This window comes from Photobacterium sp. HL06 (genome assembly GCF_059552575.1).
Genome location: NZ_CM183914.1, coordinates 2,462,659 through 2,478,427, shown reverse-complemented (window position 1 = coordinate 2,478,427; position 15,769 = coordinate 2,462,659). Strand labels below are relative to the sequence as shown.

Sequence of the window (15,769 nt, the reverse complement as noted above, 5' to 3'; positions counted from 1 at the left end):
GTGAAAATGAATCCCTTAACAAAGGAGAGATGGTCAAGGTTCCGTGCGCACAAGCGGGGATACTGGTCGTTATGGATCTTTGCTGTGTTGTTTTTTATCAGTTTGTTTGCTGAAGTTATTGCCAATGACAAGCCGCTGCTGATCCGTTTTGATGCTAACTGGTATTTTCCGATCGTAGAGCAATACACTGAAACGGAATTTGGTGGTGAGTTCGAATCGGAAGCCGACTATACCGATCCGTATGTGTCCGACTTAATTGAAGCTGATGGCTTTATGATCTGGCCGATCATCCGTTTTAGTTACGATACCATCAACTACAACCTTATGGGGCCTGCGCCATCGCCGCCAGATTGGGTGAACTGGCTGGGCACTGATGATAAGGGCCGGGACGTAATGGCACGAATTATTTATGGATTTCGGGTCTCTGTTTTGTTTGGCTTTGCGCTAACAATCATCTCTACCATTATCGGTGTGATAGTGGGAGCGTGCCAGGGTTACTATGGCGGTTGGGTCGATTTGTTCGGCCAGCGCTTTATTGAGGTATGGTCAGGCATGCCCACGTTGTTCTTGCTGATTATTCTGTCGAGCTTTGTCGAACCAAACTTCTGGTGGCTGCTTGGGATCATGGTACTGTTTAGCTGGATGGGGCTAGTTGGCGTTGTACGTGCTGAGTTTCTGCGTTGCCGGAACTTTGATTATGTGCGCGCAGCCCAGGCGCTTGGAGTGGGTGACGGTCGCATCATGCTACGGCATATGCTGCCCAATGCCATGGTTGCCTCGCTGACCATGATGCCGTTTATCCTCAGTGGTTCGGTGACGACCTTAACCTCCCTTGATTTCCTCGGCTTCGGCCTGCCTGCTGGCTCGCCGTCGCTCGGTGAGCTGTTGGCGCAGGGTAAAACCAATTTGCAGGCTCCTTGGCTGGGGCTGTCAGCCTTCGTCGTATTGTCAATTATGCTAAGCCTGCTGGTGTTTGTTGGTGAAGCGGTCCGGGATGCATTCGATCCCCATCATCAGAGATAAGTTATGGCTAAACCTATACTCACAATTGAAAACTTATCGGTTGGCTTTCAAAGTGGAGGCCGTGTTAATCAGGTAACGCATGACGTTAGCCTTTCGATTCGCCGGGGGGAGACGCTGGCACTGGTGGGGGAGAGCGGATCGGGCAAATCGGTGACTGCCAATGCGATATTACGCCTGTTACCGAAGTCTTCTACCCGCTATCTCGGTGGTCATGTCAGGTATGATACTACCGATATGATGACCTGCAGCGAACGCGAAATGCGCCGGATGCGTGGCGATCGGATTGGGATGATATTCCAAGAGCCGATGATGTCACTTAACCCACTGCATAAAATTGGTCGCCAGCTGTGCGAAACATTGGCTATCCACCGTGGAATCCGCCAGAAAGTGGCAGAGAAAAAGGCATTGAGCTGGTTAAAAAAAGTAGGTATCCGTGATGCTGAAAAGCGCCTGACAGCGTATCCACACGAGCTTTCGGGTGGAGAACGTCAGCGGGTGATGATTGCCATGGCCTTGATTAACGAGCCCGAGCTACTGATTGCTGATGAACCTACCACAGCATTGGATGTCTCGGTCCAGGCGCAGATACTCGAGCTGTTAAAAGATCTGCAGCAGGAAATGGGAATGGCAATGCTGTTTATCACCCACGATTTGAGTATTGTCCGCCGTATTGCCGATCGCGTTGCAGTGATGCAGCTCGGCAGGCTGGTTGAAACAGACACCAAAGAGGTGATTTTCACTAACCCTTCCGACCCCTATACGATCAAGCTGATCAACTCTGATCCCAGTGGTAGCCCAGTCCCAGTCGCTTCCGATGCTGAACCTTTATTCAATATTAACGATTTGCGGGTATGGTTTCCTATCACAGGGGGGATACTCAAACGGGTAAAGGATCACATTAAGGCGGTCACCGATGTAAGCTTTATTTTACGTAAAGGCCATAGTGTCGGGTTAGTAGGAGAAAGTGGTTCCGGTAAGTCTACAACCGGTATGGCGGTACTGAAATTGCTCAGTAGTGAAGGAAGTATTTACTTTGATGGTATCGATATATCGGATCTCAGCCGCAAACAAATGCTTCCGTACCGGAGCAAGCTGCAGGTGGTCTTTCAGGACCCATTCTCTGCGCTAAACCCTCGGATGTCAGTGGCACAGATCATCGGTGAAGGATTAAAGATCCACAAGTCGCTGACGCCAGAGGAAGAGGAGAAGGTAATTTGTGATGCCATGCGTGAGGTGGAGCTGGATCCGGAAACCCGTCACCGTTACCCCAATGAGTTTTCTGGCGGGCAGCGACAACGCATTGCGATTGCACGTGCATTGGTGCTAAAGCCGGAATTTATCTTGCTCGATGAGCCGACCTCGTCGCTCGACAGAACGGTACAGTTCCACGTACTGACCTTGCTAAAATCTCTGCAGCAAAAATACGGGCTCAGTTACCTGTTCATCAGCCATGACTTGCATGTGGTGAAATTGTTGTGCCACTACACACTGGTGTTAAAAAATGGCCAAGTGGTTGAGCAAGGAGACACTGCGCAAATCTTTAACGAACCACAGCATGCTTACACACAAGAATTAGTCAATTTGTCATCGGTTTGATTCAAAAAGGTAATAACAGGTGGGCTGCGTTCAAAATTAGTATTTCTGTTTGATTTTTATTCAAATTAAGGTTTTGCCTATTAGTGTAATAGGTAAAACCAAATTTCCCTTCAATTTCCTAGTGCTAATATCCGAGGTATCAAAATATTGTTTCGCAGATCATGTTGATCTGAATGGAAAAACTCTATGGATAAGCCAGAAAATAATTGTATTGTCATTTTTGGTGCGTCAGGTGATCTGACCCACCGGAAACTGATACCTGCCTTTTATCACCTTTATGCCAATGGGTTGTTACCTGAAGAGTTTGCCATTTTGGGTGTCAGCCGCACAGCATATTCAGATCACGCCTTCAGGGATAAGCTCAAACAGGCATTAATGGCCTCGGAAAACGTGGACGAGAAGACGCTTGAGGCATTTTGTCAGCACCTTCATTATCAAGCGCTCAATACGGCTGCGGTTGAAGACTATGCTCAGCTAAAAGTCCGCCTAGATGAGATTGGTGAGCACTATCATACCAACGGCAACACCACGTTTTATCTAGCCACCCCACCGAGCCTCTACAGTGTGATCCTGGAATGTCTCGCCGCCTATGGTTTAAACGATGAATCCTCAGGCTGGAAGCGTCTGATTGTCGAAAAACCGTTTGGCTATGACTTGGCGTCGGCGCAAGCATTAGACAAACAGCTACACACACACTTCCAAGAGCACCAGATATACCGGATTGACCATTATTTAGGTAAAGAAACCGTGCAGAACCTGCTGGTGTTTCGTTTTGCCAACGGTATGTTTGAGCCATTGTGGAACCGCAATTTTATCGATTATGTAGAAATTACCGCAGCAGAATTCCTGGGGGTTGAAGAACGTGGTGGTTACTACGACGGTGCCGGTGCGGTTCGTGACATGTTCCAGAACCACTTGCTCCAGGTGCTTGCCATGGTCGGGATGGAGCCACCAGCCGCGATCAATGCCGATTCTATGCGTGACGAAGTGGTTAAAGTCATGAATAGCCTGCAGTCGCTTTCTGATCAAGATCTAAAGAACCACCTGGTACTGGGCCAGTACATTGAGTCTGATGTTCGGGGTGATCTCCTGCCGGGATATCGTGACGAACAGGGTGTTGCGGCAGACTCCCGTACTGAGACCTATGTCGGCCTTAAGATGTTTATCGATAACTGGCGCTGGAGTGGGGTACCTTTCTATGTCCGTACCGGTAAACGACTGCCGACACGAGTGACCGAAGTGGTTATTCACTTCAAGAAAACCCCCCACCCGGTATTTAGTGCCAATGCACCGGAAAATAAGCTGATCATTCGCATCCAGCCAGATGAAGGTATCTTGATGAGCTTTGGCCTTAAAAAGCCAGGAGCCGGATTTGAAGCTAAAGATGTTTCCATGGACTTTCATTACGAGAGCCTTGAAGAAACTAATATGCTGACGGCTTATGAGCGTCTATTGCTGGATTCGATGAAAGGGGATGCAACATTATTTGCCCGTACCGATGCAGTAAAAGCTTGTTGGAAATTTGTACAGCCCATTCTGGAGTACAAAGAAAACCCAGAGCATTTATATGGCTACGCGGCGGGAACCTGGGGGCCGAAAGAAGCCGATACTTTGCTGGCCGACGATAAGCGGGAATGGCGTTTCCCTTGTAAGAACCTGACTAATACGGATTATTGCGAGTTATGAGTAAGATGAATTACCACGTATTTGAAAGCTCGGCACTGGTTGTCGAGTCACTAGCAAAAAGCATGCAGGAATACAGCCAGCTAGGGCGACCGGTACATATTTCTTTGTCAGGTGGCAGTACACCATCACAGCTGTTTACTTATATTGCCAACTCTGAGTATGCCTACACGATAGCCTGGAGCAATCTGCATTTCTGGTGGGGAGACGAGCGCTGTGTTTCTCCAGATAACTCAGAGAGCAACTATGGCAATGCAAAAGCACTGTTGTTTGACCAGGTTTCTATCCCGGCAGAGAACATACACCGTATTCGTGGTGAAGACTTTGCCGCAATGGAAGTGGTTCGCTTCGCTGAAGAAATGCGGGCAGAGATCCCGGCGCAAGAGGGGACGCCTGTCTTCGACTGGATCTTGCTAGGCATGGGAACTGATGGCCATACCGCCTCCTTGTTCCCGGGACAGACCGATTACGAGACAACAGAAATCGCGACTATCGCGGCGCACCCTGAGACTCGCCAAATTCGGGTATCCCAAACTGCTCACCTGTTGGCTAATGCCAAACGTATTACCTATTTGGTACTGGGGGCAAGTAAGGCACCCGTACTGAAAGAAATTGCTGCGCAGGCTGCTGAAGCCGACATGTATCCGGCAGCTAAGGTGGAAGCCAAGTCAGGCATCACCGAGTGGTATTTAGATTCAGAAGCCGCCAAAGAGCTGGCGTAAGGAGAAAGAAATGAAAGGTGATATTGGTGTAATTGGTTTGGCCGTAATGGGCCAGAATCTGATCCTTAATATGAATGATCATGGCTTCAAAGTGGTTGCCTATAACCGCACCGTAGCGAAAGTCGACGAGTTTTTGAATGGTGCTGCAAAGGGGACCAATATTGTCGGTGCCACTTCTTTGCAAAATCTGGTAGATCAGCTTGAAAGCCCACGCAAAGTCATGCTGATGGTGCGTGCCGGTGAGGTTGTTGACCAGTTCATTGATAATCTGGTTCCTTTGCTAGATGAAGGCGACATCATCATTGACGGTGGTAACACTAACTACCCTGATACCAACCGTCGTGTTGCAGCGCTTCGTGAAAAGGGTATCCGCTATGTGGGAGCGGGTGTTTCCGGCGGTGAGGAAGGAGCGCGTTTTGGACCTTCAATTATGCCGGGCGGCGATCCTCAAGCGTGGTCACATGTGAAGCCTATTTTCCAGGCAATCTCAGCCAAAACCGATAAAGGTGAAGCGTGCTGTGATTGGGTAGGAAAAGAAGGGGCTGGTCATTTTGTGAAAATGGTTCACAACGGTATCGAATACGGTGATATGCAGCTGATCAGTGAAGCGTACCACTTTATGAAAGAAGGGTTGGGCCTGTCTCACGACGAGATGCAGTCCATCTTTGCTGATTGGAACAAGACAGAGCTAGACAGTTACCTGATTGAAATCACCGCCGAGATCCTGGGCTACAAAGATCAAGACGGTGAGCCGCTGGTGGAAAAAATCCTTGATGCGGCAGGCCAGAAAGGGACCGGTAAGTGGACTGGGATCAATGCACTTGAACATGGGATTCCACTGACTCTGATCACTGATTCTGTGTTTGCCCGTTGTTTGTCATCACTGAAAGACCAACGTGTTGAAGCGGGAAAATTGTTTGGAAAAACGATTGAACCCGTTGATGGTGATAAGTCTGAGTGGGTTGATGCGCTTCGCCAAGCACTATTGGCATCGAAAATCATCTCTTATGCACAAGGCTTTATGTTGATCCGTCAGGCGTCAGAAGAAAATGACTGGTCGCTGAACTACGGTAACGTAGCTTTGATGTGGCGTGGTGGCTGTATCATCCGTAGTGCGTTCCTGGGTAATATCCGTGATGCGTTTGAAACAAACCCTGAGCTCGCTTTCCTTGGCCTTGATCCGTATTTCAAAGAGATATTGGAAACGTGCCTACCAGCTTGGCGCAAGGTTGTGGCGAAGTCATTTGAGGTTGGCCTGCCAATGCCATGTATGTCCTCGGCACTGACATTCCTGAACGGTTATACAACAGCCCGTCTGCCTGCAAACATGCTACAAGCACAACGTGACTATTTTGGTGCCCACACGTATGAGCGTACTGACAAGCCACGTGGTGAGTTTTTCCATACAAATTGGACAGGGAAAGGGGGAGATATCTCCTCAACCACCTACGATGTGTAATAAATAGTATTGCCATAAAGAATATGTATTAAGAGCGTAGTGGTTCCCACTGCGCTTTTTGTTATCTCAGTTGTAGCTGCAAACATGGATTACTGCGAAAGGTTAAAAAGTTGTTAATTTAACATGTCTGATTCTCCGTTATGGCTTAGAAAGGTTGGAGGAATAGATCTTAGGTTGCGTTAAAAATTCTGAAATTTTAAATAGATATGCAGCATGATTTTTTGGGGTGGTTATTAATTGAGCAGTTGCTGTTGGGTGAGCGAAATCTATCAGCTTCATCATCCTGCTAATTCTGTGATCTTTAACATAAATATTGGTTTATCTGCGTTCTTTTCGAGCAAGACGAAAGACCATGGTTATCTAATGAGTAGCGTGAATAACTGTATGTTTACCCCTTAAGAGTGAGATACACTGGCTGTTAATTTATTGTTGCTGATATGTGCTGTGACTCACACTTAATTGAGTGACAAAATAAAATTCTTAACATTTGACTTACAATCTGCTTATTATACTGCCCGAGCATTAACCATAATCTATAAGACAGGGAGATTTTAATGCAGTCGTTAGTAGATTTTTTAAACGGAATAATATGGAGCCCGGTACTGATTTATTTGTGCCTTGGTGCTGGTTTGTTTTATTCCATTACCACTCGTTTCGTTCAAATCCGTCACTTCAGAGAAATGTGGCGTCTGTTGTTATCAGGTAAGAGTTCAGATAAAGGTATTTCCTCTTTTCAAGCACTAGCCGTTTCTTTATCAGGACGTGTAGGTACCGGTAACATTGCAGGTGTTGCTGCAGCAATCGGTTTTGGTGGTCCAGGTGCGGTATTCTGGATGTGGGTTGTAGCCTTCTTGGGCGCGGCGACTGCATACACCGAATCAGCATTGGCGCAGATTTACAAAGAAGAAGATGAAGACGGCCAGTTCCGTGGTGGCCCGGCTTACTACATCGAAAAAGCGATGGGTAATAAGGTATACGCATGGATCTTTGCCATTGCCACTATCTTTGCCTGTGGTGTCCTTCTTCCTGGTGTTCAGTCAAACAGTATCGGTAACGCGGTAGAAGCAGCGTTTGGTACTGGTGGTATGATTGAGACAACAATCGGTACTATCAGCCTGGCTAAAATCGTAACAGGTACTATCATTTCGATTATCTTGGCATTCATCATCTTCGGTGGTGTTAAGCGTATCGCAAGCTTCACCCAAATTGTCGTGCCATTCATGGCATTGGCTTACATCATCGTTGCTTTCATCATCATCCTACTGAACATCAATCAGGTTCCAGTGGTCTTCGGTATGATTGTTGGTGATGCATTTACACCAATGGCTGGCGTAGGTGCAGCAATCGGTTGGGGTGTTAAGCGTGGTGTTTACTCGAATGAAGCCGGTCAGGGTACTGGTCCTCATGCAGCAGCTGCTGCAGATGTTGACCACCCTGCACAGCAAGGTCTAGTTCAGTCGTTTTCTATCTACATCGATACACTGCTAGTATGTTCAGCAACAGCATTCATGATTATTATCACTGGTGCTTACAATGTACACGGCGGCGCTGAAGGTGTATTCCTGGTACAGAACCTAGCTGCAGATATCGGTGCTAACGGTCCTGTGTTCACCCAGATGGCAATCGAGAGTGCAATGCCAGGAATTGGTAAGCCGTTCATCGCATTTGCTCTGTTCTTCTTTGCCTTTACGACTATTCTTGCTTACTACTACATTGCAGAAACAAACATTGCTTACATCCGCCGCTCGCTGAAACTGCCTGGCATGATGTTCGTACTGAAGATTGTTCTGACAGTTGCTGTGTTCTACGGCACAGTGAAAGCCGCAAACCTTGCTTGGGCAATGGGTGATGTGGGTGTAGGCCTGATGGCATGGCTGAACATTGTCGGTATCTTGATTATCTTCTTCCTATCTAAGCCTGCACTGAAAGCGCTTAAAGATTATGAAGAGCAGCAGAAAGCTGGCGTGAAAGAGTTTACTTTCGACCCAGTGAAGCTAGGTATCAAAAATGCTGACTACTGGGAGAAGCGTCTAAAGGATTCTGGTAAACCAGCAGCACAACCTGAAGAGGTTGAAGGTGAGCCGGTTAAACCGATAGCCTAACGTATTTAGCAACAATCAATGACCAAAGGGTTAGCGTAAGCTAACCCTTTTTGCGTCTGTAGTATCAAAATTGTCTGAGTTATTCGCTGGCTTTACGGTTGGCGTGACATCTATCACGCTATGAGATATTTCCATGAGTGCATGGTATGATTCCGTATGCAATTCGAATAACTATTTTTTCAAGAGCCGCTCACGTGGGTTTTGTTGCTTTTGTTGAGTTCATTGCCAAAAGTACCGGACTAAGAAGGAAAAAATAGCTAGTCACAATGTAATCTTCTAGTTTTTGCCTCAAAAGTAGTTAGATTACTTTTGCATAACGTCAAAAATCAGACGCTTTCGTCAGATTATTTACTCTCCACATTATAAACCTGCATGATTAAACTTTAGGTTAAACAGATATTTAATATTCAACGTTAATCATATTAAGACAAATATCATGCCCCTTTCATTACAACGTATTGGTTTTAAGCAGCGTATCATCTTGACCGTTGCCATCTTGGTTGCGGTTGCACTGTCGATCACCAATTGGCTGTCTTACAGCAATTTCAAGAATGACAAAATTGCATCAATAGAAGAAAAGTCCCGGATTATCGTTGAAAGTGCGAAGCGAGAAATCGAACTATCAATGCAAAAGGGGGTAGATGCGCTTGAATCAACCAAAGCCTTCTACCAAGAGTCGCACTCAGACCAAGAATATGTCGGAGTCGCCAAGCTGATCACCAAAGCGGCGGGCTATGCCAGTTTTACAGCTGGCTATAGTGATGGCCGGGCATTCGGTGATTCTGGTGGCGACAATGGTGTTTTTGATGTCAATGATTACGATCCGCGAACCCGGGATTGGTATCAACAGGCTTTGGCAAAAAACAAGACCATATTGACTGACTTCTACAGTGATGCGACAACTGGCGATCTGATGGTGAGTATTGCCACTCCGATTAACCGCGAAGGTGTCGTGGTTGGTGATGTGTCACTAAAGAGCCTTAACGAAGCGATTAGCCATGTGAACTTTCCAGGTGCCGTGATCCTGATCCTTAGTGAAAATTTCAGTCAGCTAGCCTCTACAGATCCAAGTGATGAGTTAGGGATATATTTTGATATTCCAGAACTGGAGCGGCAGATGACTAGCCTAGGTTCCGGAGCGGCGGACTATGAATGGGCTGGTGTCGCAAAGAGGGCTTATTTCTCAGATATTTCACTGGTTGATGGTAATAAGTGGTATCTCTATGTCGGGGTTGATAAATCGGTGGTGTATGCAGCGATTGAAGCCGCGTTCATCAATGCGATAGTCACATCTGCAGTCATACTTGCTGTCGCCTTGTTTATCGTTCTTATGGTGCTTAATCAGCTTTATCGCCCGATTACTGCGCTGAAAGAAACCGTCATTGATCTATCGGCGGGTAATGGCGATCTTACACGTCGTTTGGACGTGAATAGCCACGATGATCTGGGGCAGATTGCTGAGGGGATCAATACCTTCATTAGTAACTTGCAGCAAATGATGCTGGAGGTTTCTCAGGCGACGAGCCATATTTCAAGCGGTGTCGAAGATCTTAGATCGCAGTCTGAACAGAATGCAAACGTATTGCAATCCCATGTCGATGAGACGGATCAGGTCGTTACTGCTATTAATGAAATGAGCATTACCGCGGAAAATGTATCAGCAAATGTAGCTAAGACCTCTTCGCATATTCAGAGCACCAATGATCAAGCACAGCAGTCAAAGACGATTGTTTCCAATGCGGTTTCTTCGGTGTCTGCACTGGTCAATGATGTAGAGTCGATGGCTAACAATATCAGCGAGATGAACCGTAACAGCCTAGATATTGCCGGTGTGCTAAAAGTCATCGGTGAGATTGCGGATCAAACCAATCTGCTGGCATTGAATGCAGCTATTGAAGCCGCCCGGGCAGGTGAGCAGGGGAGAGGATTTGCCGTGGTTGCTGATGAGGTACGTGCTCTGGCTGCCCGTACCCAGCAGAGTACCTCTGAAATTGAGCAAATGTTGAATAAGCTAACGACTGGTGCTGATGGGCTGGTGGTCAATATGAATGTGATTAAGGAGAGCTGCAATCACACCGCTGATAATACCGAGCAGATAAATCAGGATCTCGATACGATGGCGGATTCAATCACCGAGGTTAACAACCTTGCTGTTGAAATCGCAACGGCTGCCGAACAGCAAAGTTCAGTGTCGGAAGAGATCAATAAGAATATGTCTTCCATTAGACACATGGCAGATATCCTTGCCGAAAGTGGCCAACAAAACCTAGAGAGTAGCCAAACCCTGGCGTCTGCCAATACTCAGCTTTCTGCGATTGTGAGCAAATTTAAGCTTGAAGCTAGTTAGCCGCTCACATCATAGCGGAAGTTAGCAAAATTACTTAAAGGGTTAGCTTATGCTAACCCTTTTTGAGTGTATATACCCAAGTGACTTCAAGTTGCAGGATTCAGAGTGAGTTTTATTGACTTCTATACTGCGTTACTGATTTTTAACTTAGAGCCACTATGTCTTCAAATCAGCGCCTGGTCTAGAAACCAATAAATTCTCGCTGAACAAGCACCTTGAAGTTACTTGGGTATACCTATATAGCTTCCAGATAATGACTTGAAAGCTATATTGGCATTGTAAATAAGCATCGATGATAAAGTGCTAATTTTGATTAGGAATTATACTTCAATCACAAAATCAGAAAGTAGGGGGATTTATTTAAATATGAATAAGACAGAAATGTATTAGCAAGACGAATTTTTATTATTTTTCTATGGGAAGTTCGGATAGGAGAAACTTTTAATATAAGAATAACCATACCAAGTTGGAATATTTTCGGTGTTCTGTATGTTTGAATATGGTATGTGACAAAACGAAGTATATATGAGGTCAGCTTCATTAACATGGTGTCTTAATGTAACATGATTTTTAAAGCGGATCGTCTAAGAGCAAGGAAATCTATGCAGCTACTGAAATCATCTTAGTGGTTGTTTTGATATGTATTCATTATGTCACATTTAAACAGAATTCTCTCCTGGAATATTACTCATTGGAGTATTAAAACTAAGTTAATTATAGCTTTCTTATTGGTTGGTATTTTACCGGCATCAATTACTACAATGATTGCTACATTGCAATCAAACCAAGATATCGAGAGTAAAGTATCTCTCAAACTTGAAGCAATAAACACGTTAAAGCGTAATCAAGTAAGAAACTATTTTAGTGAGCGTGAAGCTGACATTAATATACTAACTACTTTAATCCCACAGTTAGATGAAGAATATTATGACACTTTTTTTCCTGATTACATAAATCAATATCATTACCATGATTTATTTCTAATTGATGAAGATGGTGTGATTTTTTATTCGGTAACAAAAGAATCTGATTATCAGACGAATATTTTAACTGGAAAGTATGCTGATTCGAATCTGGGGCGGCTTGTCAAACAGGTTCGAGCCACTGGTAGTTACGGCATTGTCGATTATCAACCCTATGGACCGAGCAATGGTGATCCTGCTGCCTTTATCGCGAAATCTATTAATGGAACCAGTATGGTGGTGGCATTACAGCTTTCTCAAGATGGACTGCATAGTATCATGGCAGTCCGTGACGGCATGGGAAATAGTGGGGAAAGCTATCTCGTCGGTGAAGATAAACTAATGCGGTCAGACTCTTTTTTCGATCCGTCAGCTCACTCGATGAAAGCAAGCTTTGCTGGAACTGTCGGAAAAAATGGTGTTGATAGTGAACCTGTAAATCGAGCACTGAATGGCCAGCATGGTGTCGATATAGTCCAGAGCTATAACGGTGATCGTGTATTATCCGCCTACGACATTGTTAATATTGGTGACTTTAATTGGGTAGTTATCAGCGAGGTAGACGTTGCGGAAGCATTTAGCTCTGTTAAGCGAACCACATTCATTTCAGGTGGGTTGATTATAGTGTCTGGAATCATTGTCTTCCTGCTAGGCCTGGGGATATCTCGAAGAATTGCGACCCCTATCATTGAGGCTTCAGCCATTGCCCAGAAAGTTGCTGGTGGCGACCTTTCACAAGATATTAAAGTTTGTGCCTATGATGAGGTAGGACAACTACAGACGTCTTTAGATCGAATGTTGTGTAACCTGCGTATCATGGTCGGCCAGCTAACAGATGTTGCTTTTCAGCAAGGAACGACGGCTGATGAGCTTGCTGCTGTTACGCAACAAAGCAGTGCAGCAGTGGCTGAGCAGCAGGCACAAACAGCTCAAGCTGTAACGGCTACAAAAGATATTGGGTTCACAATCAGGGAGATTGCGGCTACTTCAGCCAGCGCGTCCAGTGTCTGTGAAGACGTTTTGGTAAAAGCAAAAGAAGGGGCTGAACATATTGATAATACATATAATTCATTGGTTACTCTCGGAGAGACAACATTGTCGACAGCTGACCAGATAGTCAAGCTTCGCCAAGATACAGAGCAAGTCGTTAATGTATTAGCTGTTATTAAGCAAATTGCCGAGCAGACGAATTTATTGGCACTCAATGCTGCAATCGAAGCTGCACGGGCTGGCGAACACGGTCGTGGGTTTGCTGTGGTTGCAGATGAAGTACGGCGTCTGGCGCAATCGACGCAGCAGTCGACTTCAGAAATAGAGACCATTATCGAGACGATAGTCGGGGGGGCAAATGCAGCCGTCGAGACGATGCAAACCAATGTTGAGCAGACTAATCAGGTACAACAAGTAGCCTGTCAGGCAAACCAGGTAAACAGTATGCTTTCACAAGAAGTAGGAGGCATTTTTGATATGGTGGTACAAATTGCTGCAGCGACTAATCAACAGGCAGCGATGATTGACGAAATAGCCCAAAATATTGGGTTAATTGATCAGCGGGCAGCGGAGAGTGAAATAGCAACAAGAAATATCGCAGATTCCAGCAGTGAACTATCACGTATGGCGCATGCTCTCAATGCCGAAACGCAGAAGTTTAAGTGTTAATAGATGAAAAAGGAATGCCACTCTCAAAAAGAGTGGCATTTTTTATGGTTAGCGTTCTAATTCTATAAGCGTGGTAGCTGTAAAGTGCTGTTGAATTGGTTAGACAACAAACTTGTTCATAACACTATCTTGCTCACGTACCTTGCTGATCTGTATTTCCATTGCCTCATTGGCCCCGTTGGCAGCATCTGCCACTTGAACCGAGAGTTCTTTGATATTGAGGGTGTTGGTATTGATCTCTTCCGCGACCAGGCTTTGCTCTTCGGCGGCAGAAGCAATTTGCAGGTTCATATCGTTGATTTGCTGAATAGCAGCACTGATACGTGCTAAGGCTTCATCCGCTTCTTGCGCTTTTACCACTGTGTTGGCTGCAGTTTCCTTGCTAAGACCCATTACACTCGCGGCAGAGCTGGCACCTGACTGCAACTGTTCAATCATCTGGCGAATTTCAGTGGTTGATTCCTGGGTGCGCTGGGCAAGGGTACGTACCTCATCAGCAACGACGGCGAAGCCGCGGCCAGAATCACCAGCCCGGGCTGCTTCAATAGCAGCGTTCAACGCCAGCAGGTTAGTCTGGTCGGCAATTTCATTGATAACCTTCAGGATGGATTCAATGTTGCCGGTCGCTGTTTCAAGCTGCTTGACAACATCTACCGCCTCGTCGATTTGTTCAGAGAGTTCGGTGATCGCAGTTGCAGTATGAGAAACAACACTGCTGCCTTCAATAACAGCGGTATCGGCGGCTTGTGCTGCTGAAGCGGCGCCCTGGGCATTGCCTGCAACATCCGAAGATGTGGTTGCCATTTCGTGCATTGCGGTTGCTAGCTGATCCAGCTCTTGCAGCTGCGTTGACATCGCAGCGGCAGACTGTTGTGCACCTTCTGCGGTTTGTTCGGTACCTTGCATGATGTCGAGGCTCAGCGCTTTTGATTGGATAATTAGGCCCTGCAGTTTCTCAGTAAAGGCATTGAAGCCTTTTGCCAGCTCGGCAAATTCAGCATCAGTATTGGTTTCCAAGCGGCGGGTAAGGTCACCCTGACCGGAAGCAACATCTTGTATTGCTACATTCAGATCTTGCAATGGGCGCATCAATACTTTGATAAGAAGAAGCAGGGCAATAATACCGGCAATCAGTGCAATGACTGAGTAAATGATGGAATCAGTTTTTAGCTTGTCGACGGCGGCAAATGCAAGGCTTTCGTCAAGTACAGTACCGATATACCAGTCTTGACCTTCCACCTGGGTAAACGTGATTTTAACTGTTTTACCATGCAGCTCTGTGGTCACGACGTCTTTGGATAGTGGTTGGTTACCAAGGAAGTCTGACATCGGTTTACCGTTATGTTTTTCTTCCGGGTGCGCAATGACGGTACCATCACCAGAGACAATGAACAGGTAGCCAGCATCAAACAGTGAAACCTGGTTAACGAGCTCGGCTAGGCCGCCAAGGCTAACGTCAAAGAATATAGCACCGGTAAATTCACCCCGCTCAAACAGTGGAGTAGCAATAGATACTAGGATTTCCTGAGTTGCTGAATCAGCGTATGGCGCGGTGATAATTAGCTCTCTGGCTTGTTTTGCATCTTTGTACCAAGGACGTACACGCGGGTTCCAACTAGCACCAGGATCCCAGCTTGGGTCATTACTGGTAAAGCTTCCATCTTTTTCGAACCCTAGGCCTGTCAGCAAAAATGAATTCTTAATAATAGGTTGGGTAATGACAGTCTGGATATTTTCTAGTGATAAGTCTTGCTCTATCAGGCTGGTGGCATAGCTGGCAAGGGCCTTACGACTGCTGATCTCGGCATTTACGGTATTACTCATGCCCGATACGATTTCATCGATGCTTTGCATTACCAAAGACTGGATTTGGGATTTGGTATTGAAATATTGGTTGGCAGAAAGCAAAGCTAATGCTGCCAGCAATATGGCGGATGATGTGGCGACAACTTTATGGCTGAACTTCATATGATGAGACCTCAACGAGCACACGTGTATTTATAGGTATGATAACCATTGTGTCGGCTGCGTAATGAAATTGTTAATAGCTGCTGTGCAAATATGTGATCAGAGAATGCATTTTTTTGCCATATACCAAATAAGTGCATGTCAGCAGATAGAAAGTGGATAATTCTTAGATATTAATATATGAACTTAGTTAAATATTAAGATTTAATTTCAAGATAGGTAAATTAAGCTGATAGAAAAAAGGCAGC

General features: G+C 45.8%; 9 protein-coding genes. 8 read left to right on the top strand and 1 reads right to left on the bottom strand.

Translation table 11 applies throughout. The annotated features are described in order from the left end of the window. Nucleotides 1-6 precede the first annotated feature (6 nt). The 8 genes from AC51G0_RS11380 to AC51G0_RS11345 all read left to right on the top strand — a co-directional run bounded on the left by AC51G0_RS11380 (nucleotide 7) and on the right by AC51G0_RS11345 (nucleotide 13,553). Entirely contained in the window at nucleotides 7-1,023 is a 1,017-nt protein-coding gene (locus AC51G0_RS11380) for an ABC transporter permease (protein ID WP_496298536.1), read from the top strand. Nucleotides 1,024-1,026: 3 nt separating this feature from the next. Continuing rightward, complete coding sequence (locus AC51G0_RS11375; protein ID WP_496298535.1) at nucleotides 1,027-2,619, top strand: ABC transporter ATP-binding protein; 1,593 nt, start codon at nucleotides 1,027-1,029, stop codon at nucleotides 2,617-2,619. 186 nt (nucleotides 2,620-2,805) lie between these two features. Further along, entirely contained in the window at nucleotides 2,806-4,305 is a 1,500-nt protein-coding gene (gene zwf / locus AC51G0_RS11370) for a glucose-6-phosphate dehydrogenase (protein ID WP_496298533.1), read from the top strand. Then, a complete protein-coding gene (pgl, locus tag AC51G0_RS11365) occupies nucleotides 4,302-5,024 on the top strand; it encodes a 6-phosphogluconolactonase (protein WP_496298532.1) in 723 nt (240 codons plus the stop codon). The genes zwf and pgl overlap by 4 nt, the downstream gene beginning before the upstream one ends. A 10-nt stretch (nucleotides 5,025-5,034) precedes the next feature. Beyond that, entirely contained in the window at nucleotides 5,035-6,483 is a 1,449-nt protein-coding gene (gene gnd, locus AC51G0_RS11360) for a decarboxylating NADP(+)-dependent phosphogluconate dehydrogenase (RefSeq protein ID WP_496298531.1), read from the top strand. A gap of 554 nt (nucleotides 6,484-7,037) precedes the next feature. After that, nucleotides 7,038-8,585 (top strand): alanine/glycine:cation symporter family protein, encoded by a 1,548-nt coding sequence (locus tag AC51G0_RS11355; RefSeq protein ID WP_496298529.1) that lies wholly within the window; start codon nucleotides 7,038-7,040, stop codon nucleotides 8,583-8,585. Nucleotides 8,586-9,021: 436 nt separating this feature from the next. After that, nucleotides 9,022-10,932 (top strand): methyl-accepting chemotaxis protein, encoded by a 1,911-nt coding sequence (locus AC51G0_RS11350; protein ID WP_496298527.1) that lies wholly within the window; start codon nucleotides 9,022-9,024, stop codon nucleotides 10,930-10,932. Nucleotides 10,933-11,582: 650 nt separating this feature from the next. Next, nucleotides 11,583-13,553, top strand: a complete 1,971-nt coding sequence (locus AC51G0_RS11345) for a methyl-accepting chemotaxis protein (protein WP_496298526.1) — start codon at nucleotides 11,583-11,585, stop codon at nucleotides 13,551-13,553. Nucleotides 13,554-13,652: 99 nt separating this feature from the next. Here AC51G0_RS11345 and AC51G0_RS11340 read toward each other — a convergent pair whose 3' ends face one another. After that, a complete protein-coding gene (locus AC51G0_RS11340) occupies nucleotides 13,653-15,521 on the bottom strand; it encodes a methyl-accepting chemotaxis protein (protein WP_496298525.1) in 1,869 nt (622 codons plus the stop codon). Nucleotides 15,522-15,769: the final 248 nt, after the last annotated feature.

Bases quoted from the DNA above. Each gene is read 5' to 3' on its own strand.
- AC51G0_RS11380 (WP_496298536.1), top strand. From the start codon at position 7: ATGAATCCCTTAACAAAGGAGAGATGGTCAAGGTTCCGTGCGCACAAG.
- AC51G0_RS11375 (WP_496298535.1), top strand. From the start codon at position 1,027: ATGGCTAAACCTATACTCACAATTGAAAACTTATCGGTTGGCTTTCAA.
- AC51G0_RS11340 (WP_496298525.1), bottom strand. From the start codon at position 15,521: ATGAAGTTCAGCCATAAAGTTGTCGCCACATCATCCGCCATATTGCTG.
- pgl (WP_496298532.1), top strand. From the start codon at position 4,302: ATGAGTAAGATGAATTACCACGTATTTGAAAGCTCGGCACTGGTTGTC.
- gnd (WP_496298531.1), top strand. From the start codon at position 5,035: ATGAAAGGTGATATTGGTGTAATTGGTTTGGCCGTAATGGGCCAGAAT.
- AC51G0_RS11350 (WP_496298527.1), top strand. From the start codon at position 9,022: ATGCCCCTTTCATTACAACGTATTGGTTTTAAGCAGCGTATCATCTTG.
- AC51G0_RS11355 (WP_496298529.1), top strand. From the start codon at position 7,038: ATGCAGTCGTTAGTAGATTTTTTAAACGGAATAATATGGAGCCCGGTA.
- zwf (WP_496298533.1), top strand. From the start codon at position 2,806: ATGGATAAGCCAGAAAATAATTGTATTGTCATTTTTGGTGCGTCAGGT.
- AC51G0_RS11345 (WP_496298526.1), top strand. From the start codon at position 11,583: ATGTCACATTTAAACAGAATTCTCTCCTGGAATATTACTCATTGGAGT.